19 protein-coding genes and 1 pseudogene are annotated in these 17596 nt (G+C 40.0%); 19 read left to right on the forward strand and 1 reads right to left on the reverse strand.

The features are described 5' to 3' along the window. Window position 1 precedes the first annotated feature (1 nt). The 17 genes and pseudogenes from ADH81_RS07610 to ADH81_RS07690 all read left to right on the forward strand — a co-directional run bounded on the left by ADH81_RS07610 (window position 2) and on the right by ADH81_RS07690 (window position 15334). Window positions 2-1261, forward strand: coding sequence for an ABC transporter permease (locus ADH81_RS07610; protein WP_049527850.1), 1260 nt, complete (start codon window positions 2-4; stop codon window positions 1259-1261). Between the two features lie 134 nt (window positions 1262-1395). Further along, window positions 1396-3393 carry a methionine--tRNA ligase gene (metG, locus tag ADH81_RS07615; protein WP_049527852.1) on the forward strand — a complete coding sequence of 666 codons (1998 nt, stop codon included), beginning with the start codon at window positions 1396-1398 and terminating at the stop codon, window positions 3391-3393. A 103-nt stretch (window positions 3394-3496) separates the two neighbouring features. Beyond that, window positions 3497-4423 (forward strand): aldo/keto reductase, encoded by a 927-nt coding sequence (locus ADH81_RS07620; RefSeq protein ID WP_049527855.1) that lies wholly within the window; start codon window positions 3497-3499, stop codon window positions 4421-4423. A 92-nt stretch (window positions 4424-4515) separates the two neighbouring features. Next, window positions 4516-4752, forward strand: coding sequence for a DUF2829 domain-containing protein (locus tag ADH81_RS07625; protein ID WP_000141913.1), 237 nt, complete (start codon window positions 4516-4518; stop codon window positions 4750-4752). Continuing rightward, on the forward strand, window positions 4745-5443 hold the full coding sequence (locus tag ADH81_RS07630; RefSeq protein WP_049527858.1) for a 3-oxoacyl-ACP reductase: 699 nt from the start codon (window positions 4745-4747) through the stop codon (window positions 5441-5443). Before ADH81_RS07625 ends, ADH81_RS07630 begins: the two co-directional genes overlap by 8 nt. A 36-nt stretch (window positions 5444-5479) precedes the next feature. Further along, the gene (locus ADH81_RS07635; RefSeq protein WP_049527860.1) at window positions 5480-5809 is read left to right on the forward strand and encodes a hypothetical protein; all 330 of its coding nucleotides are present in this window, start codon (window positions 5480-5482) and stop codon (window positions 5807-5809) included. A 25-nt stretch (window positions 5810-5834) separates the two neighbouring features. Beyond that, complete coding sequence (locus tag ADH81_RS07640; RefSeq protein ID WP_049527862.1) at window positions 5835-6254, forward strand: SMI1/KNR4 family protein; 420 nt, start codon at window positions 5835-5837, stop codon at window positions 6252-6254. Window positions 6255-6272: 18 nt separating this feature from the next. Continuing rightward, window positions 6273-6614, forward strand: a complete 342-nt coding sequence (locus ADH81_RS07645) for a DUF7716 domain-containing protein (RefSeq protein WP_049527865.1) — start codon at window positions 6273-6275, stop codon at window positions 6612-6614. Window positions 6615-6752: 138 nt separating this feature from the next. Continuing rightward, window positions 6753-7304: a hypothetical protein gene (locus ADH81_RS07650; protein WP_239682094.1), complete on the forward strand. Its 552-nt coding sequence runs from the start codon at window positions 6753-6755 to the stop codon at window positions 7302-7304. A gap of 59 nt (window positions 7305-7363) precedes the next feature. Next, a complete protein-coding gene (locus ADH81_RS07655; protein WP_049527871.1) occupies window positions 7364-7969 on the forward strand; it encodes a DUF6707 family protein in 606 nt (201 codons plus the stop codon). Window positions 7970-8008: 39 nt separating this feature from the next. Beyond that, on the forward strand, window positions 8009-8488 hold the full coding sequence (locus ADH81_RS07660; protein ID WP_049527874.1) for an NUDIX hydrolase: 480 nt from the start codon (window positions 8009-8011) through the stop codon (window positions 8486-8488). Between the two features lie 7 nt (window positions 8489-8495). Further along, window positions 8496-9224 (forward strand): annotated as a pseudogene (locus ADH81_RS07665) (GNAT family N-acetyltransferase). 41 nt (window positions 9225-9265) lie between these two features. Beyond that, window positions 9266-10114, forward strand: coding sequence for a putative PEP-binding protein (locus ADH81_RS07670; RefSeq protein ID WP_049527876.1), 849 nt, complete (start codon window positions 9266-9268; stop codon window positions 10112-10114). Continuing rightward, on the forward strand, window positions 10111-10551 hold the full coding sequence (locus ADH81_RS07675; RefSeq protein WP_049527877.1) for an ASCH domain-containing protein: 441 nt from the start codon (window positions 10111-10113) through the stop codon (window positions 10549-10551). Before ADH81_RS07670 ends, ADH81_RS07675 begins: the two co-directional genes overlap by 4 nt. Before the next feature lie 122 nt (window positions 10552-10673). Then, entirely contained in the window at window positions 10674-13220 is a 2547-nt protein-coding gene (locus ADH81_RS07680) for a M1 family metallopeptidase (protein ID WP_049527879.1), read from the forward strand. Between the two features lie 115 nt (window positions 13221-13335). Beyond that, window positions 13336-14007 carry a response regulator transcription factor gene (locus tag ADH81_RS07685; protein WP_000590623.1) on the forward strand — a complete coding sequence of 224 codons (672 nt, stop codon included), beginning with the start codon at window positions 13336-13338 and terminating at the stop codon, window positions 14005-14007. Then, window positions 14000-15334 carry a sensor histidine kinase gene (locus ADH81_RS07690; protein ID WP_049527883.1) on the forward strand — a complete coding sequence of 445 codons (1335 nt, stop codon included), beginning with the start codon at window positions 14000-14002 and terminating at the stop codon, window positions 15332-15334. Before ADH81_RS07685 ends, ADH81_RS07690 begins: the two co-directional genes overlap by 8 nt. 109 nt (window positions 15335-15443) lie before the next feature. Here the strand turns inward: ADH81_RS07690 and ADH81_RS07695 are convergent, their stop codons facing one another. Further along, window positions 15444-15719 carry a DUF3270 family protein gene (locus ADH81_RS07695; protein WP_001145235.1) on the reverse strand — a complete coding sequence of 92 codons (276 nt, stop codon included), beginning with the start codon at window positions 15717-15719 and terminating at the stop codon, window positions 15444-15446. A 138-nt stretch (window positions 15720-15857) separates the two neighbouring features. Between ADH81_RS07695 and ADH81_RS07700 the strand changes: the two genes are divergently transcribed. After that, window positions 15858-16787: a peptidase U32 family protein gene (locus tag ADH81_RS07700; RefSeq protein WP_049527885.1), complete on the forward strand. Its 930-nt coding sequence runs from the start codon at window positions 15858-15860 to the stop codon at window positions 16785-16787. Between the two features lie 105 nt (window positions 16788-16892). After that, window positions 16893-17576, forward strand: a complete 684-nt coding sequence (gene rpiA, locus ADH81_RS07705; protein WP_045763755.1) for a ribose-5-phosphate isomerase RpiA — start codon at window positions 16893-16895, stop codon at window positions 17574-17576. The last annotated feature ends 20 nt before the right edge of the window (window positions 17577-17596 follow it).

Here is a 17596-nt window from a genome sequence, read left to right on the forward strand (position 1 = left end):
GATGCAGAATCTGAAATTTGCCTTTTCATCCATTATGGCCCACAAGATGCGTTCTTTCTTGACCATGATCGGGATTATCATAGGTGTATCCTCCGTTGTCGTTATCATGGCCTTGGGTGACTCTATGTCTCGCCAGGTCAATAAAAATATGACCAAGTCTCAGAAGGACATTCATGTCTTTTTCTCACCTACCAAGAGCAAGGACGGTTCCTTCACCCAGAAGCAATCTGCTCTAACCCTGTCTGGTAAAGAGGAAGATGTTTTTGTTGAACCTCCAAAACCACAAGAAGCTTGGGTTAAGGAAGCTGCTAAGCTCAAGGGAGTGGATAGCTACTATGTGACCAACTCAGCCAATGTGACCTTGACTTATAAGGATAAAAAGGTCGAACACGCTAACATGACGGGTGGGAATGTCACCTATATGGATGCGGTCGAAAATGAAATCATTGCAGGTCGAAGTCTTAGAGCGCAAGATTATAAGGATTTTGCAAACGTGATCATTTTAGATGAAGAACTAGCCAATAGCCTTTTTGGTTCAGCACAAGAAGCACTCAACCAAATTGTTGAAGTAAATGAAATCAGTTACCGTGTTATTGGTGTTTATGCAAGTAAAGAAGCTAAGGCTGCGAAAACATTTGGAGTCGGAGGACTACCAATTACGACCAATATTTCCTTAGCAGCTAATTTTAACACAGATGAGATTTCAAATATTGTCTTCCGTGTCAATGATACTAGCTTAACCCAGACTTTAGGACCAGAGTTGGCAAGAAGAATGACAGAGATTGCAGGTCTTCAACAAGGGGAATATCAAGTTGCAGATGCGTCTGCCGCCTTCCAAGAAGTTCAACAACTCTTTGGCTTCATAACAACGATTATTAGTGCTATTGCTGGGATTTCCCTCTTTGTTGGTGGTACCGGTGTTATGAACATTATGCTTGTTTCGGTGACAGAGCGTACCCGTGAGATTGGTCTACGTAAAGCACTAGGAGCAACACGGGCTAATATACTGGTTCAATTCTTGATTGAATCCATGATTTTAACCTTATTAGGTGGGGTCATCGGTCTTCTGCTTGCTGCAGGGGTGACCATGCTTGCAGGAGTTCTTCTTCAAAATATGATTGCAGGAATCGAAGTTGGCGTATCCATCCCAATAGCTCTCTTTAGTTTAGCGGTCTCAGCAGGTATCGGTATGATATTCGGTGTTCTACCAGCCAATAAAGCCTCTAAGCTGGATCCTATCGAAGCTCTTCGCTATGAATAATTTAAAAGATAAAAAACGAGATAGACATTTGTCTGTCTTGTTTTTTGTATGGATTTCTCTATCGAAAATCACTAAAAATGTGGTATAATGAAGTGTTAGAAAAACAGGTTTCATTAGCCTGGAAAGGAAATATTATGTCTGAAAAGAATTTTTATATTACAACACCGATTTACTATCCATCTGGTAAACTTCATATCGGTTCTGCCTACACAACTATCGCATGTGATGTCTTAGCACGTTACAAACGCCTGATGGGCTACGATGTCTTTTATCTGACTGGTCTTGATGAGCATGGCCAAAAGATTCAACAAAAAGCAGAAGAAGCTGGCATCACGCCTCAAGCCTATGTTGATGGCATGGTAGTTGGAGTTAAAGAACTCTGGCAATTACTGGATATCTCATATGATAAATTTATCCGTACCACAGATGACTATCATGAAAAAGTGGTAGCGCAAGTTTTTGAACGCTTGCTAGCTCAAGATGACATCTACCTAGGTGAATACTCTGGTTGGTATTCAGTATCAGATGAGGAATTCTTTACAGAAAGCCAGCTTGCGGAAGTTTTCCGTGACGAAGCTGGAAATGTGACGGGTGGTATCGCTCCATCAGGTCACGAGGTTGAATGGGTTTCAGAAGAGTCTTACTTCCTTCGCCTCAGCAAATACCAAGACCGCTTGGTCGAATTTTTCAAATCACATCCTGACTTCATCACTCCAGATGGTCGCCTTAATGAAATGTTGAAAAACTTCATTGAGCCAGGTTTAGAAGACTTGGCGGTTTCTCGTACAACCTTTACCTGGGGTGTACAAGTCCCATCAAATCCAAAACACGTGGTATACGTTTGGATGGATGCCCTTCTCAACTACGTGACGGCTCTTGGTTACGGTCAAGATGAGCATGGTAACTTTGATAAGTTCTGGAATGGAACAGTCTTCCAAATGGTCGGAAAAGACATCCTTCGTTTCCACTCGATTTACTGGCCAATCCTTCTTATGATGTTGGATATCAAATTGCCAGATCGTTTAATTGCCCACGGTTGGTTTGTCATGAAAGATGGCAAGATGTCCAAGTCTAAAGGGAATGTCGTTTATCCTGAAATGTTGGTAGAGCGCTATGGTCTCGATCCACTTCGTTACTACCTCATGCGTAGCCTTCCAGTTGGTTCAGATGGCACATTCACTCCAGAGGACTATGTAGGTCGTATCAACTATGAATTGGCAAATGACCTCGGAAACCTCCTCAACCGTACGGTTTCAATGATTAACAAGTATTTTGATGGTCAAATCCCTGACTATGTAGAAGGTGTTACAGACTTTGACAATGAACTTGCTCAAGTGTCAGAACAATCAATCGATGACTACAATACCTACATGGAAGCAGTTGACTATCCACGTGCACTTGAAGCAGTCTGGACCCTCATCTCACGTACTAATAAATACATCGATGAGACAGCTCCATGGGTACTGGCTAAGGACGAAGCGCACCGTGACCAATTAGCAAGTGTTATGAGCCACTTGGCAGCTAGCCTTCGTGTTGTAGCGCACTTGATTGAGCCATTTATGATGGAAACCAGTCGTGCAGTCTTGACACAACTTGGTCTAGCAGAAGTTTCTAGCCTTGAAAACTTGAGCTTGGCTGATTTCCCTGCAGGTGTAACAGTAGTGGCCAAAGGAACACCAATCTTCCCACGTCTCGATATGGAAGAAGAAATCGCCTATATCAAGGAACAAATGGAAGGCAACAAGCCAGCCGTCGAGAAAGAATGGAATCCAGATGAAGTCGAACTCAAACTCAACAAGGAAGAAATCAAGTTTGAAGACTTTGACAAGGTTGAAATCCGTGTCGCAGAAGTCAAAGAAGTTTCTAAAGTAGAAGGTTCTGATAAGTTACTTCAATTCCGCTTGGATGCTGGAGATGGTGAAGATCGTCAAATCCTTTCTGGTATTGCAAAATATTATCCAAACGAACAAGAATTGGTCGGCAAGAAAGTACAAATCGTTGCCAACCTCAAACCACGTAAGATGATGAAAAAATATGTCAGCCAAGGGATGATTCTCTCAGCTGAACATGATGGCAAATTAACCCTTCTCACAGTTGATCCAGCTGTACCAAACGGAAGTGTGATCGGCTAAGATTTAAAAAGAACCAGTTTAAACTGGTTCTTTTCTTTTGTAAGGTATCAGTTGATAAAAGTGTCATTCTGCTTTATAATGAAGAAAAACGGAGGAAATTGCCATGAAATACATTCCATTTGGTCAAGAGAAAAGAGAATTGTCCGAAATCATTCTAGGCATGATGCGAATCAGTGACAAGTCGGTCAAAGAAGTGGAGGAGCTGGTTGAAACAGCCCTATCTGTAGGAATCAATGCCTTTGACTTGGCAGATATCTACGGTGGTGGTCGTTGCGAAGAATTACTGGGTCAAGTGTTAAACAATCGTCCTGACCTGCGAGAGAAGATGTGGATCCAGTCCAAGTGTGGCATTCGCATAGAAGAATTTACCTATTTTGATTTTTCAAAAGATTATATTTTAGAATCAGTAGACGGGATTCTAAAAAGATTGCAGGTTGATTATCTAGATAGCTTGCTTCTCCATCGCCCAGATGCCTTGATGGAAGCTGATCAAGTGGCTCAAGCCTTTGAAATTCTACACAAATCAGGTAAAGTTCGAGACTTCGGTGTCTCCAATCAAAATCCTATGATGATGAAATTACTGAAGAAAGAGGTCAAACAACCTTTATCTATCAATCAATTACAACTAAGCGCAGCTTTCACGCCAGGATTTGAAGCAGGATTTCATGTCAATATGGAAGGTGACAAGGCAGCTTTGCGTGATGGTAGCGTCTTTGAATACTGCAAATTAAACGACATGGTTATTCAGGCCTGGTCAGTCTTGCAGTTCGGATATTTCAAAGGGAATTTTGTCGGCAATGAGAAGTTCAAACAACTAAACCAAGTTCTAAATCGATTAGCCTTAAAATACAGTGTAAGCCCATCAGCTATTGCTATCGCTTGGGTGTTACGCTATCCAGCCAAGATGCAGGCAGTAGTAGGAACAACTAACCCTAAACATTTGATAGAAGCAAGCCAAGCAAGTCATGTCAACCTGACTCGAAAAGAATGGTATGAGATTTACCTCGCAGCAGGGAATGATTTGCCGTAAGTGGAATTTGCAATTCAGAAATCACAGTCAAAAAGCCGTTGAAAAACGGTTTTTTGTTATAATAAGACAAGAGAACTATTAAGGAGAGAAACATGACATTTGAAGAAATCCTGCCAGGACTAAAGGCAAAAAAGAAATATGTACGTACTGGCTGGGGTGGGGCTGAAAACTATGTGCAGCTTTTTGATACTATCGAGCAAAATGGCGTCGCCCTTGAAGTGACACCCTATTTCCTCATCAACGTATCTGGTGAAGGGGAAGGTTTTTCTATGTGGAGCCCAACTCCTTGTGATGTCTTAGCGACGGATTGGGTGGAAGTTCATGACTAGACGAGTTTTGGTGACAGGAGTTAGCTCAGGAATTGGTCTGGCTCAAGCTCGACTCTTTCTAGAAAAAGGTTATCAGGTTTTTGGAGTGGATCAGGGTGAAAATCCTGATTTACAGGGTGACTTTCACTTTTTACAACGTGATTTAACGCTTGACTTGGAACCAATTTTTGACCGGTGTCCTCAGGTGGATGTTCTCTGCAATACAGCTGGGGTTTTGGATGACTACAAACCTTTACTAGAACAATCCGCCCAAGAAATCCAAGAAATTTTTGAAATCAACTATGTGACACCAGTAGAGTTGACGCGACATTATCTTACGCAAATGCTGGAGAATAAAAAAGGGATCATCATCAATATGTGTTCCATTGCCTCAAGTCTAGCAGGCGGAGGTGGTCATGCATATACCTCGTCCAAACATGCCTTGGCAGGCTTTACCAAACAATTAGCTCTGGACTATGCTGAAGCTGGGATTCAGGTCTTTGGCATTGCTCCTGGTGCAGTTAAGACTGGTATGACAGCAGCTGACTTTGAGCCAGGTGGTCTGGCAGACTGGGTAGCAAGTGAAACACCTATCAAACGCTGGATTGAGCCAGAGGAAGTGGCATATCTTACACTTTTCCTAGCAAGCGGGAAGGCAAGCGCCATGCAGGGGCAAATTCTCACTATTGATGGTGGTTGGTCTTTGAAGTAATATAGTTGATACTTAATGAATATGTGGAGGTGAACTATGAAAAGAGATGAGTTTGGATTTGTCTTACCCAATCTCTACTATCAGTTTTTAACGGAGTGGAAAGAGATTGACCCCTATGAAATTGGAGATTCAGGTATTTGTTTGTATGCTAAGGAGGATTTATTAGAGCGAAATGAGACCTATCAGATAGAAGTAGATGAACCAGACTTCTTTTTGATTGGTCAAGAGGGAGATTTGGCTTATTTTATCAAGAAAAATGCAGATGATTCCATTTATGAAAATGACTTGGGTGCTTTAGGATCCTTAGAAATGCAAAAAGTAGCTGCAAACGTCTATGACTTTATTGACAATATTTTAGAGGAATAATTGTAGAAAACTGAAGGGAGTAATCATGTTTAGAGTGCTAGATGCAGATTCACCGATTTCAAAAGAAGATCTTTTACAATTTGAGGAGATTCTTGGAAAGAAGTTACCAAAAACTATGTTGGACTTTTATCTCAAGCACAACGGTGGTCAACCCCAAGTAAGGGGTGTCCACGATGAACATCACCTCTTTCCTTTCAATTCCTTTGACTCACTTGAAGAGATGAGGAAGTCTATGAAATGGTTTGACGATGAGGCTGTGCCTGCAGGATTTAAGGCCAAAGATCTTCTCCATTTTGCCTATGATCCTGGTTCTGGTAATTACGCTCTTTCGCTAAGGGAAGAGGATTATGGTAATGTTTACTTCTATGTTTTAGAAGAAAAAGCTGAGGTGTATGGTCAATGGCCATCTTTTGAGGATTTTTTGAATTCTTTTGTTGAAGAGTGAGACTAATAAGGAGAAGGGATGCGGAAATACCAAGAACTTTCACTAGAGCAGATCATCAAGCAGATGCGTGTGGACAAGTTATCATCAGATGATTTTTGCCTCTATGCTAAGGAATATGGAGAACTGAGAATTAATAGCCTATATTGGGTATCAGATTATCCAGATGTTGTGGAAGACCGTGATGTCTATCCGATGGACGTAGCGGAGCAAGATCTCCAGCTAGTCTACTATGGAGAGCAGTTGATTGATGTTCTCACCGTAGCGCTTGAAGAAAAGCCAGATGCAAGTCTCCAAGACTTGGTTGATGCTTTGAATTATTATCAGCAGCATGATAGCTTTATGCCTTTTGATTCTGACTAGCTCTCCTAGATTTATGAAGTTCCGTTATAAATAAACGAATCTCATAAGGAGTGAGATTGCACATAAGATAAATTCAGATGTGAAGATATGGCTGGAATTCTTAAATGAGACGTAAGAGGATTGACTGAGGTGAGAAAAATGGCAGTAGTTACTGTATTAAAAAAGATTATTAAACTCTATGAGGAAACAACGTTTATTCCCCAATCGGTGAGTTTTTCAAACGAAAAATTAAGGATCCAGTCTTCCAATTTGACAGGAGAATTACTTGATTATTATCAACATATAGTGTTCAATGAGGATTTATTTTTTGCTAATCAAAATTTTAATATCGTTTTGTTGCCATTAGATTCTCCTGCAAGGACAGTCGAATCTTGGGCCCTACAAGATGTTCTTCAATTTAGTGAAGGGCAATACCAGATATTCGCTACTACAGATACAGACGATATTCTTTTCTGTGATATGAAAGATGACAGTTCTCCAGTTTACGCGGGCATTCCTGGATATCCTAATTTCTACAAACTCAGCGCAAGTTTGACGGAGTTTTTGGAGTTCTATTTCGCTTTTTCAAATTTTTGGAAGCAAAGAGAAGATGTCCCTCTGGAGGAATATATTGTAGGGACAGGTGACTTGATAGAGCGCTATCTTTCCCCAAGCGTCCAAACAACAGCGAAAGAATATCTATTTCGGTAAGATTGACCTGAGAAAAGCCTTTCTTAGTAACACAAAGTGAGTCGGATAGGAGAAAAGAAATGAAAGTGAAAGAACTAATCGAAGAGGTTGAAAATGAAGCTGAGTTAGTATCGTATTTGAACCTGGTCTCTAAAAAGAATAAGAAGACCCAAGTTAACTATCTCGAGTCGCTGAATCATCTGGCCTATCTACTTTATCTGGATGGTCAAGAGAAAATGGCTAAGAAATTATTGGAGAGTGTCATACAAGTCCCATTTGAAGGGAATTATAACACTTGGACCTTTGTTGATAGCTCTCTGGTTTTATTGGCCTATATGGAAAGAGAGGCAGAAAATAAGCTGTCTGCCTATAAAAAACTGCTTTTATCCCCATTAAAACAAGGGGAGGAATCCACTCAAAAAATAAGAAGGAGAGTTCATCAGAGATTTTTAAATGGTGATAGCTTGGAGCAAAAGCTTGCAAAAATCGAGCAAGCTTCAAGTCTTGAATCAGAAATGGAACGTCGTCTGCTATACTTGACAGATTTATTGAAGATTCACCTCTTTATTGCTGAGTCAACGTGTGAAGAGACAGATATTCAGGCAAAAATTGAAGAGAATATGGAGATATTGAAGAAGTATATCAAGGAACATGAAATCTATAGCCTCTTTTCTTTTAAAGGATGAGGTAAGTTATCAATCTTGGATTGTTAGAAAGAGTGGAATATGGAAATCAAAAATCACTTTGGTGTCTATGGCATTTGCTACGAGAATGGGAAATTACTCTGCATTGAGAAAACGAGAGGGCCTTATCAGCATCGTTTTGATTTACCTGGTGGTAGTCAGGAAGCAGGTGAAGGGTTGACAGAAACCCTCAAGAGAGAAGTTTTGGAAGAGACAGGCTATACTCTTAGCCGTTCTTCAAATCCTAGGATTTATGATGTAATGGTTCAAGAAGAGGGGCAAGACTTTGCAGTACATCATATCATGGCCTTTTATGATATAGTACTTGATTTAGAACGCTCTCAAAAATCCCTTCCTCATGAAGTTCTTGACGGAAGCAATGATTCAGCAAAGGCAATTTGGCTTCCTCTTGAGCAGATGACCCAAGAAAATGCCTCACCCTTAGTATTGAAGGTGAAGGCAGAGTTACGAGGATTTCCAGAATTGGACATGACAAGCTATAAGAATTGGAAGGTAAAATAGAGGGACAATGGAACTATTTAAAACATGGAAGAAATATATGGTTCTCTATGGTCTTAAATCTCAAATCGGGACTGTTTATCGAAACAGTGATAGGACAACGAGCTTTTATGATATTGGGAATTTTCTATACCTAGCAGGGGAGCTAAATTCTAGATTTTGGGAAGATTTTGTTAGGCAATATGGTTTAGATTATAAGATTATTATATCAGAAGACACTAAGTGGCAAGATTTTCTGCATCGGCAAGTTGGGTTAATTTCTTTTACTCGCTATTCTTTTAAGGATAAGGCAAATTTTCAAGTTGAATTTCTAAATGATCTAGTTACTCATATAGAGGAAGGTTACAATATTGTACCTATTGATAATCGTATTTATAACTGCCTTTCTGAGGAAGAATAGTCACAAGATTTACAAGGGAATTTTGAGTCCTACCAAGATTTTGCTTTAAAAGGTGGATTTGGCTTTGTGGTTCTTAAAAATAAAGAACTGATTGCTGGGATTTCCTCAGGGTTAGTTTACCGTGGAGCAGTTGAAGTGGAAGTTGCAACTAGACCAAATGAACAAGGAAATGGCTTTGCTAAAAAGCTTGGTGCTGCAATGATTCTAGAGAGTTTAAATAGGGATATATTTCCTCTTTGGGATGCTCATAACGAGGCTTCTAAAAAAGTAGCAGAATTTTTAGGATATGAGTTAGTTGAACCTTATGAAGCTTTTGAACTAGATGAAAGCGTCATATAATGATATCTGATATTGTATCTCTTAAGACGAGGTGAATGGACATGCAAAATCAACTAGCTCTTAGTGGCGAAAGAATTGTTGAAAAAGTTTACCCACAACTATTGCACCACGTCGGCATGATTCGTGGCGAATACTTGCTGAGAGAGCTCAACCAAAACATCCTGTTACCAAGTTGTCAGCAATTTGTAAAAGATTATCTAGACACTATTTGTCATTTGTACCCAGATGAAGAAGTCTGGTATCGCTTTTCAGAGTTAACAAATGCAGAAGCAAATAGTCTAGACGGGACAAAAGAGTATTTTGATGAATGCCACCCCTTATTTGGATATAGAGGAACTAGGCGTTTACTGGCGTGTTTGGATGAATTTCATGCTGAAGCACATGTTGTTACGGAAGTTTATCAAACCAATCTCAATCTATCTGTTATTTTTCCTTTTGTCAATGATGCCGACCAATTAAAACAAGCTATTAGAGTATTGCGCCAGCATGGTTTTACTGGAAAAGTTGGAACAATGATTGAATTACCATCAGCTTATTTTGACTTGGACAGGATACTGGAAACTGGTATTTCAAAGATTGTAGTGGGAATGAATGATTTGACTTCTTTTGTTTTTGCGACTGTGAGGAACAGTCAATGGCATGATATGGAAAGTCCCATTATGTTAGAAATGCTGAGACAGATGCAGGACAAAGCAAGGATGAAAAAGATAGATTTCGCCGTAGCAGGATATCTGAATACTTTTTTCATACAAAAAATGAATCAAATGGATATCAAATGCATGATCCACTACAGTTCTATTCCAGAGATTTTTAATTTAGAGATTGACCATCCAGACCATCTCAAACGTGTAAAAGAAGAAAGTAAAAAAATACAAAGGAGCAACCTATGACACCTCAAGAAATGTGGAATGCCTACAAGCAAATCAACCCCTCTATCGGAGATGAGATAGATGCCTGGGCTTTTGGAGTGGATCCAGACCTTTTAGCGGATCTGGTCTTTAAAGGCGAAAAAACAGCAACCGCCTCAGCTTACGATCTTTACGCAGTAGAGGACGACCCCCTTCCCAAAGAAGGAACTTTTGATGTTATTTTAGACAGTCAAGATCAAGCTGTTTGCATCGTCGAAATTACCAAGGTTTCCGTTCAGCCTTTCCATCAGGTTTCAGCCGACCATGCCTACAAGGAAGGCGAAGGAGACAAATCATTGGCCTACTGGCGTCAGGTTCATGAAGACTTTTTCAGAGACTGCCTAGGAGAAGCAGGTTTGACTTTTACACCTGACAGCAAGGTTGTTTTAGAAGAATTTCGCAAGGTTTATCCTCTGTAGACTACTAGAAGGAAGAAAGTTTTGGAAATAACCGTCCAAAGCTTTTTTCTGACTTAAAATATGATAAAATAGGTATGTTTGAACTAGAGCATTTGCTCAGAAATTTAGAATAGGAGAAAATGATGCAAGCAGTAGAACATTATATTGAAAAATTTGTTCCTGAACATTATGATTTGTTTTTAGACTTGAGTCGTGAGACTAAGACGTTTTCAGGAAAAGTAACTATTACTGGTCAAGCTAAAAGTGACCGTATTTCCCTTCACCAAAAAGACCTAGAAATTACTTCTGTTGAAGTAGCAGGTCAAACTCGTCCATTTACAGTTGATAATGAAAACGAAGCCCTTCATATCGAACTTGAAGAAGCTGGTTCAGTCGAATTGGTTCTAGCATTTTCAGGTAAAATCACAGATAACATGACAGGAATCTACCCATCTTACTATACAGTTGATGGTGTTAAGAAGGAAGTTTTGTCGACTCAGTTTGAAAGTCACTTTGCCCGCGAAGCCTTCCCATGTGTGGATGAGCCAGAAGCCAAAGCAACCTTTGACCTAGCTCTTCGATTTGACCAAGCAGAAGGCGAACTTGCCTTGTCTAACATGCCAGAGATTGACGTTGAAAACCGTAAAGAGACTGGTATCTGGAAGTTTGAGACAACTCCGCGTATGTCTTCTTACTTGCTAGCTTTCGTTGCTGGTGATTTGCAAGGGGTAACTGCTAAGACAAAAAATGGTACTTTGGTAGGTGTATACTCAACCAAGGCGCATCCACTTTCAAACCTTGATTTCTCACTGGATATCGCTGTTCGTTCAATCGAGTTTTACGAAGATTACTACGGAGTCAAGTACCCAATTCCTCAATCTCTTCACATTGCCCTTCCTGACTTCTCAGCAGGTGCTATGGAAAACTGGGGTCTTGTAACTTATCGTGAAGTTTACTTGGTTGTGGATGAGAACTCTACTTTTGCCAGCCGTCAACAAGTAGCCCTCGTCATTGCCCACGAGCTTGCTCACCAATGGTTTGGTAACCTTGTGACTATGAAGTGGTGGGATGACCTCTGGCTCAATGAAAGTTTCGCGAATATGATGGAATACGTCTGTGTGGATGCCATCGAGCCAAGTTGGAATATCTTTGAAGATTTCCAAACAAGTGGAGTGCCAGCCGCTCTTAAACGTGATGCGACAGATGGCGTTCAATCTGTCCACGTTGAAGTTAGCCACCCAGATGAAATCAATACGCTCTTCGATGGTGCTATCGTTTATGCCAAAGGAAGTCGTCTCATGCACATGCTTCGCCGTTGGCTAGGAGATGCTGATTTTGCCAAAGGTTTGCATGCTTACTTTGAAAAACACCAATACGGAAATACCATTGGTCGTGACCTTTGGAACGCCCTCGGACAAGCATCTGGTCGTGATGTAGCAGCCTTCATGGATTCTTGGTTGGAACAACCTGGTTATCCAGTCCTTACTGCTACAGTTGAAAATGATGTTTTGAAGATTTCACAAAAACAATTCTTTATCGGTGAACATGAAGACAAGAACCGTCTTTGGGTAGTGCCACTTAACAGCAACTGGAAAGGCTTGCCAGATACTCTCGAAACTGAGAGCATCGAAATTCCAGGTTATGCAGCTCTTCTTGCTGAAAACAAAGGAGCCCTTCGTCTTAACACAGAAAATACAGCACATTACATTACAGACTATCAAGGCGACTTATTGGATGCTGTTCTTTCAGAATTAGTAGAACTTGATAACACAAGTAAACTTCAAATCGTTCAAGAACGTCGTTTGCTAGCTGAAGCTGGTCACATTTCATACGCAGACTTGCTTCCAGTAGTGGATCAATTGGCACAAGAAGAATCTTACCTAGTTGTTGCTGCAGTTTCTCAAGTTATTACAGCCCTTGAACGCTTCATTGATGAAGGAACAGAGGCAGAAAAAGCCTTTAAAGCCCTTATTGCTAGACTGGCTCGTTACAACTATGATCGTCTTGGTTTTGAAGCTAAAGAAGGTGAATCTGATGAGGATGAATTGGTTCGTCAATTGACAATTTCCATGATGATTCGTTCAAATGACGAGGAAGCCAGTCAAGTTGCTAGCCAAATTTTTGCAGCCCACAAGGATAATCTTTCAGGACTTCCAGCAGCTATTCGTTCACAAGTTCTCATCAATGAAATGAAACACCATGAGACTAAGGAATTGGTCGCAACTTATCTCGATCTTTATACTCATGCGACAGATGCCGCCTTTAAACGCCAATTGGCAGCAGCCCTTGCTTATGCGACAGATGCAGAGAACATCCAAACACTGCTTGCAACTTGGAAGGACAAATTTGTCGTGAAACCACAGGACCTTTCAGCATGGTATCTCCAATTCCTCGGACACCAAGCAACTCAAGAAACTGTATGGGTGTGGGCACGTGAAAACTGGGATTGGATTAAGGCAGCTCTTGGTGGTGATATGAGTTTTGACAGTTTTGTCATCTTCCCATCACACATCTTTAAAACAGAGCAACGCTTGGCAGAATACAAGGCATTCTATGAACCACAACTTTCTGACCTTGCCCTTAGCCGTAATATCCGCATGGGAATTAAGGATATCGCAGCTCGCGTTGAATTGATTAAGCGTGAAAAAGCAGCAGTTGAAGCAGTTGTAGCTCAATATAGCAAAGCTTAAAAGATTCTAGTCTAAATAGATTACAAAAACTCAACTTTCTCTAGGAAAAACAAGGGAAGTTGAGTTTTTTTTAAGATATTTTTGCTATAATAGGTATAATAAGGAGGAATTTTTGATGATCAAAATTCTATTAGTGGAAGATGACCTAGGCCTGTCTAATTCAGTATTTGATTTCTTGGATGATTTTGCAGATGTCATGCAGGTTTTTGATGGAGAAGAAGGTCTTTATGAGGCTGAAAGTGGTGTTTATGATTTGATTCTATTGGACTTGATGTTGCCTGAAAAAAATGGATTCCAAGTCTTGAAAGAATTGCGTGAAAAAGGTATTTCGACTCCTGTTCTGATCATGACAGCCAAGGAAAGTCTAGATGATAAGGGACACGGATTTGAGCTTGGGGCAGATGATTATCTAACAAAACCATTTTATCTAGAAGAACTCAAGATGCGTATTCAAGCACTGCTCAAACGTTCTGGTAAGTTCAATGAAAACACCCTTTCCTATGGTGATTTGACTGTCAATCTCTCTACTAATGAGGTTAAAGTCAATGAGACTGCTGTTGAATTATTGGGTAAAGAATTTGATCTATTGGTTTATTTCCTCCAAAATCAAAATGTAATCTTACCCAAAACTCAGATTTTTGACCGTTTGTGGGGATTCGACAGTGATACCACTATCTCTGTCGTAGAGGTTTACGTATCAAAAGTTCGTAAGAAATTAAAGGGATCAGTCTTTGCTGAAAACCTCCAAACCTTGCGTAGTGTTGGGTATATTTTAAAACATGTTTAATAAATTTAAAAAGAATTGGTATGCGGAGGATTTCAGTTATTTTATCCGTAACTTTGGAGTATTTACTCTGATTTTCTCTGCTATGACCTTGATTATCTTGCAGGTTATGCACTCCAGTCTCTACACCTCAGTAGATGAGAAGCTTCTGTCTCTCAGTGGCAATCCTCAAGATGTTATCCAGTTGGCTGTGAATCGAGCAACAGATGAAGTCAAAGATCTCAATAGTCAATCCGTGACTCCATCAACGGATAAAAAACCAACGGTTAGTTCCAATACGGAAGTGATATTGCTAGATTCAAATTTGAATCAATTAGTGACTGGCAACCGCTTTTTAGGTCTTGATAAGATTACTTTTAATAAAAAGGATTTGAATCATATTCGACAACTTCATGTTCAGAATAGTTATGGTCAGGATGAGATTTACCGAGTGATTCTATCTGAAATAAATATCGATTCTGTCTCGACCAATATTAAGTATGCAGCGGTTTTGATAAATACCAGTCAGATAGAGCAAATTAGTCAAAATCATGAGCAATTAATCGTGGTAGTCATGGCTAGCTTCTGGATTTTATCCATTATTGCCAGCCTTTATCTTGCGCGTGTCAGTGTTAAACCTTTACTTGAAAGCATGCAAAAGCAACAGAGTTTTGTGGAAAATGCCAGTCATGAGCTACGAACTCCACTGGCTGTTCTCCAAAATCGTCTAGAAACTCTTTTCAGAAAACCTGAGGCAACCATTATGGAGTCAAGTGAGAGTATTGCCTCCAGTCTAGAAGAAGTTCGGAATATGCGCTTTTTAACGACTAATCTACTTAATTTAGCTCGTCGTGATGACGGTATTAAACCGGAGTTAGGAGAGGTAGAGCCAGACTTCTTTAACACAACCTTTACTAACTATGAAATGATTGCTTCTGAAAACAACCGTGCTTTTCATTTTGAAAATCGCATCCATCGAACCATCATAACAGATAAGCTGCTTCTTAAGCAGCTGATGACTATCTTGTTTGACAATGCTGTCAAGTACACAGAAGAAGAAGGAGATATTCATTTTGTCATTGCTACGACGGAGCGTAATCTCTATTTGTCAGTAGCTGATGATGGAATTGGTATTTCTGCAGTAGATAAAAAGAAAATTTTTGATCGCTTTTATCGAGTTGACAAGGCTCGTACTCGCCAAAAAGGTGGCTTTGGGTTAGGTTTGTCCTTAGCAAAGCAGATTGTCGATGCTTTAAAAGGAACCATCAGTGTTAAGGATAACAAACCACATGGTACGATTTTTGAAGTAAAAATCGCCATTCAAACACCATCCAAGCGTAAAAATAAATAAAAAAAGGCTGTGACTTGGAAAGCGGTAGACCAAGTATCGCTTTTCTAGTCGCAGCTCTTTAGCTATCGTAGAAAAAATAGGTCGGGACAAAAATCCCGACCTTTTGAATCTAATATAATTTCTTCTTAATCATTGAACGTTGAAAGTTTGATGCCGCTAAACTCAAGGCAATTGCTAGGCTAAAAGCCAGAACTGTATTAAACTTGAGGGCTAAAAAGATGAAGCTAAATAAGGCTAAAAAGACGCAAAAACAAGCAATGTTTACAAAGAAAAGAACTTCCTTCAAACTAGCAACGGAAGTGGTTTCTGGAACATAGTCTTGGTATAGCGTTGTTTGAGTTTCCTCTTCTTCAAACTCATACGATTGATATTTTCTTACGGGCATGATTCTCTCCTTAACAGTACTCTTTCATTTTACCATTTTTCAAGAAAAAAATTATTACAGTAAGGTTACAAAAAGAATAAGTAAATTTATCATTTTAGGGAATAGCTGATTTTTCAGAAATGTGGTATAATTTTTCTTATGGAAAAGATTATTATTACAGCAACTGCTGAAAGCATTGAACAAGTAAAAGAATTACTAGAGGCGGGAGTTGACCGCATCTATGTCGGTGAGAAAGATTTTGGACTTCGCCTACCAAAGACTTTTTCTTATGATGAACTGAGAACCATCGCTAGTCTGGTTCATGATGCAGGTAAGGAATTGATCGTAGCGGTCAATGCCCTCATGCACCAAGACATGATGGACCGTATCAAGCCATTCTTGGACTTTCTAGAGGAAATCAAGACCGACTACATCACTGTTGGAGATGCAGGTGTCTTTTATGTGGTAAACCGTGATGGTTATTCTTTTAAAACCATCTATGATGCCTCAACCATGGTAACAAGCAGCCGTCAGATCAATTTCTGGGGACAAAAGGCTGGCGCTTCTGAGGCAGTTTTAGCCCGTGAAATTCCATCTGCAGAGCTCTTTAAAATGCCTGAAATTTTGGAAATTCCTGCTGAAATTTTGGTCTATGGAGCAAGCGTTATCCACCACTCTAAGCGTCCACTCTTGCAGAATTACTATAATTTTACTCAGATTGATGATGAAAAAACACGTCAACGCGACCTCTTCTTAGCAGAGCCTAGTGATCCAGATAGCCATTACTCAATTTTTGAAGACAATCATGGAACTCACATTTTTGCCAATAACGACCTCGATTTGATGACCAAATTGCCAGAGTTGGTGGAGCATGGTTTCACTCATTGGAAACTAGAAGGACTTTATACTCCAGGGCAAGATTTTGTTGAGATTGCAAAACTCTTCATCCAAGCCCGTAGCTTGATTCAAGAGGGAAGCTTTACGCATGACCAAGCCTTCTTGTTGGATGAGCAAGTCCGTAAACTCCATCCAAAAAATCGTTTCCTTGACACAGGATTTTATGACTACGATCCTGACATGGTAAAATAAGAATCAAAAACCCGAAATAAAATGTTCGGGTTTTTCTAGTGCAAGGATGAATTTAAAGCGTATTCATGTTATAATAAAAGTAGCTTTTTGTTTGGAGGTGTTTAAGTGGAAAATCTGAAAAAAATAGCAGGCATCAAGGCTGCTGAGTTCGTAACCGACGGAATGGTTGTAGGACTTGGAACAGGCTCGACTGCCTATTATTTCGTAGAGGAAATCGGACGTAGAATTAAAGAAGAAGGACTTCAAATTACAGCCGTAACGACCTCGAGTGTAACGACAAAACAGGCACAAGGATTAAATATCCCACTTAAGTCGATTGACGAGGTGGATGAGGTTGATGTGACTGTTGATGGAGCTGATGAGGTAGATCGCCAGTTTAATGGTATCAAAGGAGGCGGTGGGGCGCTTCTAATGGAAAAAGTAGTTGCGACACCAACCAAACAGTATATCTGGGTGGTAGATGAGAGCAAGATGGTTGAGAAACTTGGCGCTTTCAAACTACCTGTCGAAGTTGTCCAATACGGAGCAGAACAGGTTTTCCGTCGTTTTGAAAAAGCTGGTTATAAGCCAAGTTTTCGTGAAAAAGATGGCCAACGTTTTGTGACGGATATGAAAAATTTCATCATTGATCTTGATTTAGGTGTTATTGAAGACCCGATTGCTTTTGGTCATCAACTGGATCTTCAGGTCGGTATTGTTGAGCACGGTTTATTTAATCAAATGGTTGATAAAGTGATTGTTGCAGGGCAAGCTGGCGTTCAGGTTTTAACTTCAACAAAAGGGAAATAATCAAAATAATCAAAATAATC

Source organism: Streptococcus pseudopneumoniae (assembly GCF_001072925.1).
In the GTDB taxonomy this organism is placed as follows: domain Bacteria; phylum Bacillota; class Bacilli; order Lactobacillales; family Streptococcaceae; genus Streptococcus; species Streptococcus pseudopneumoniae_Q.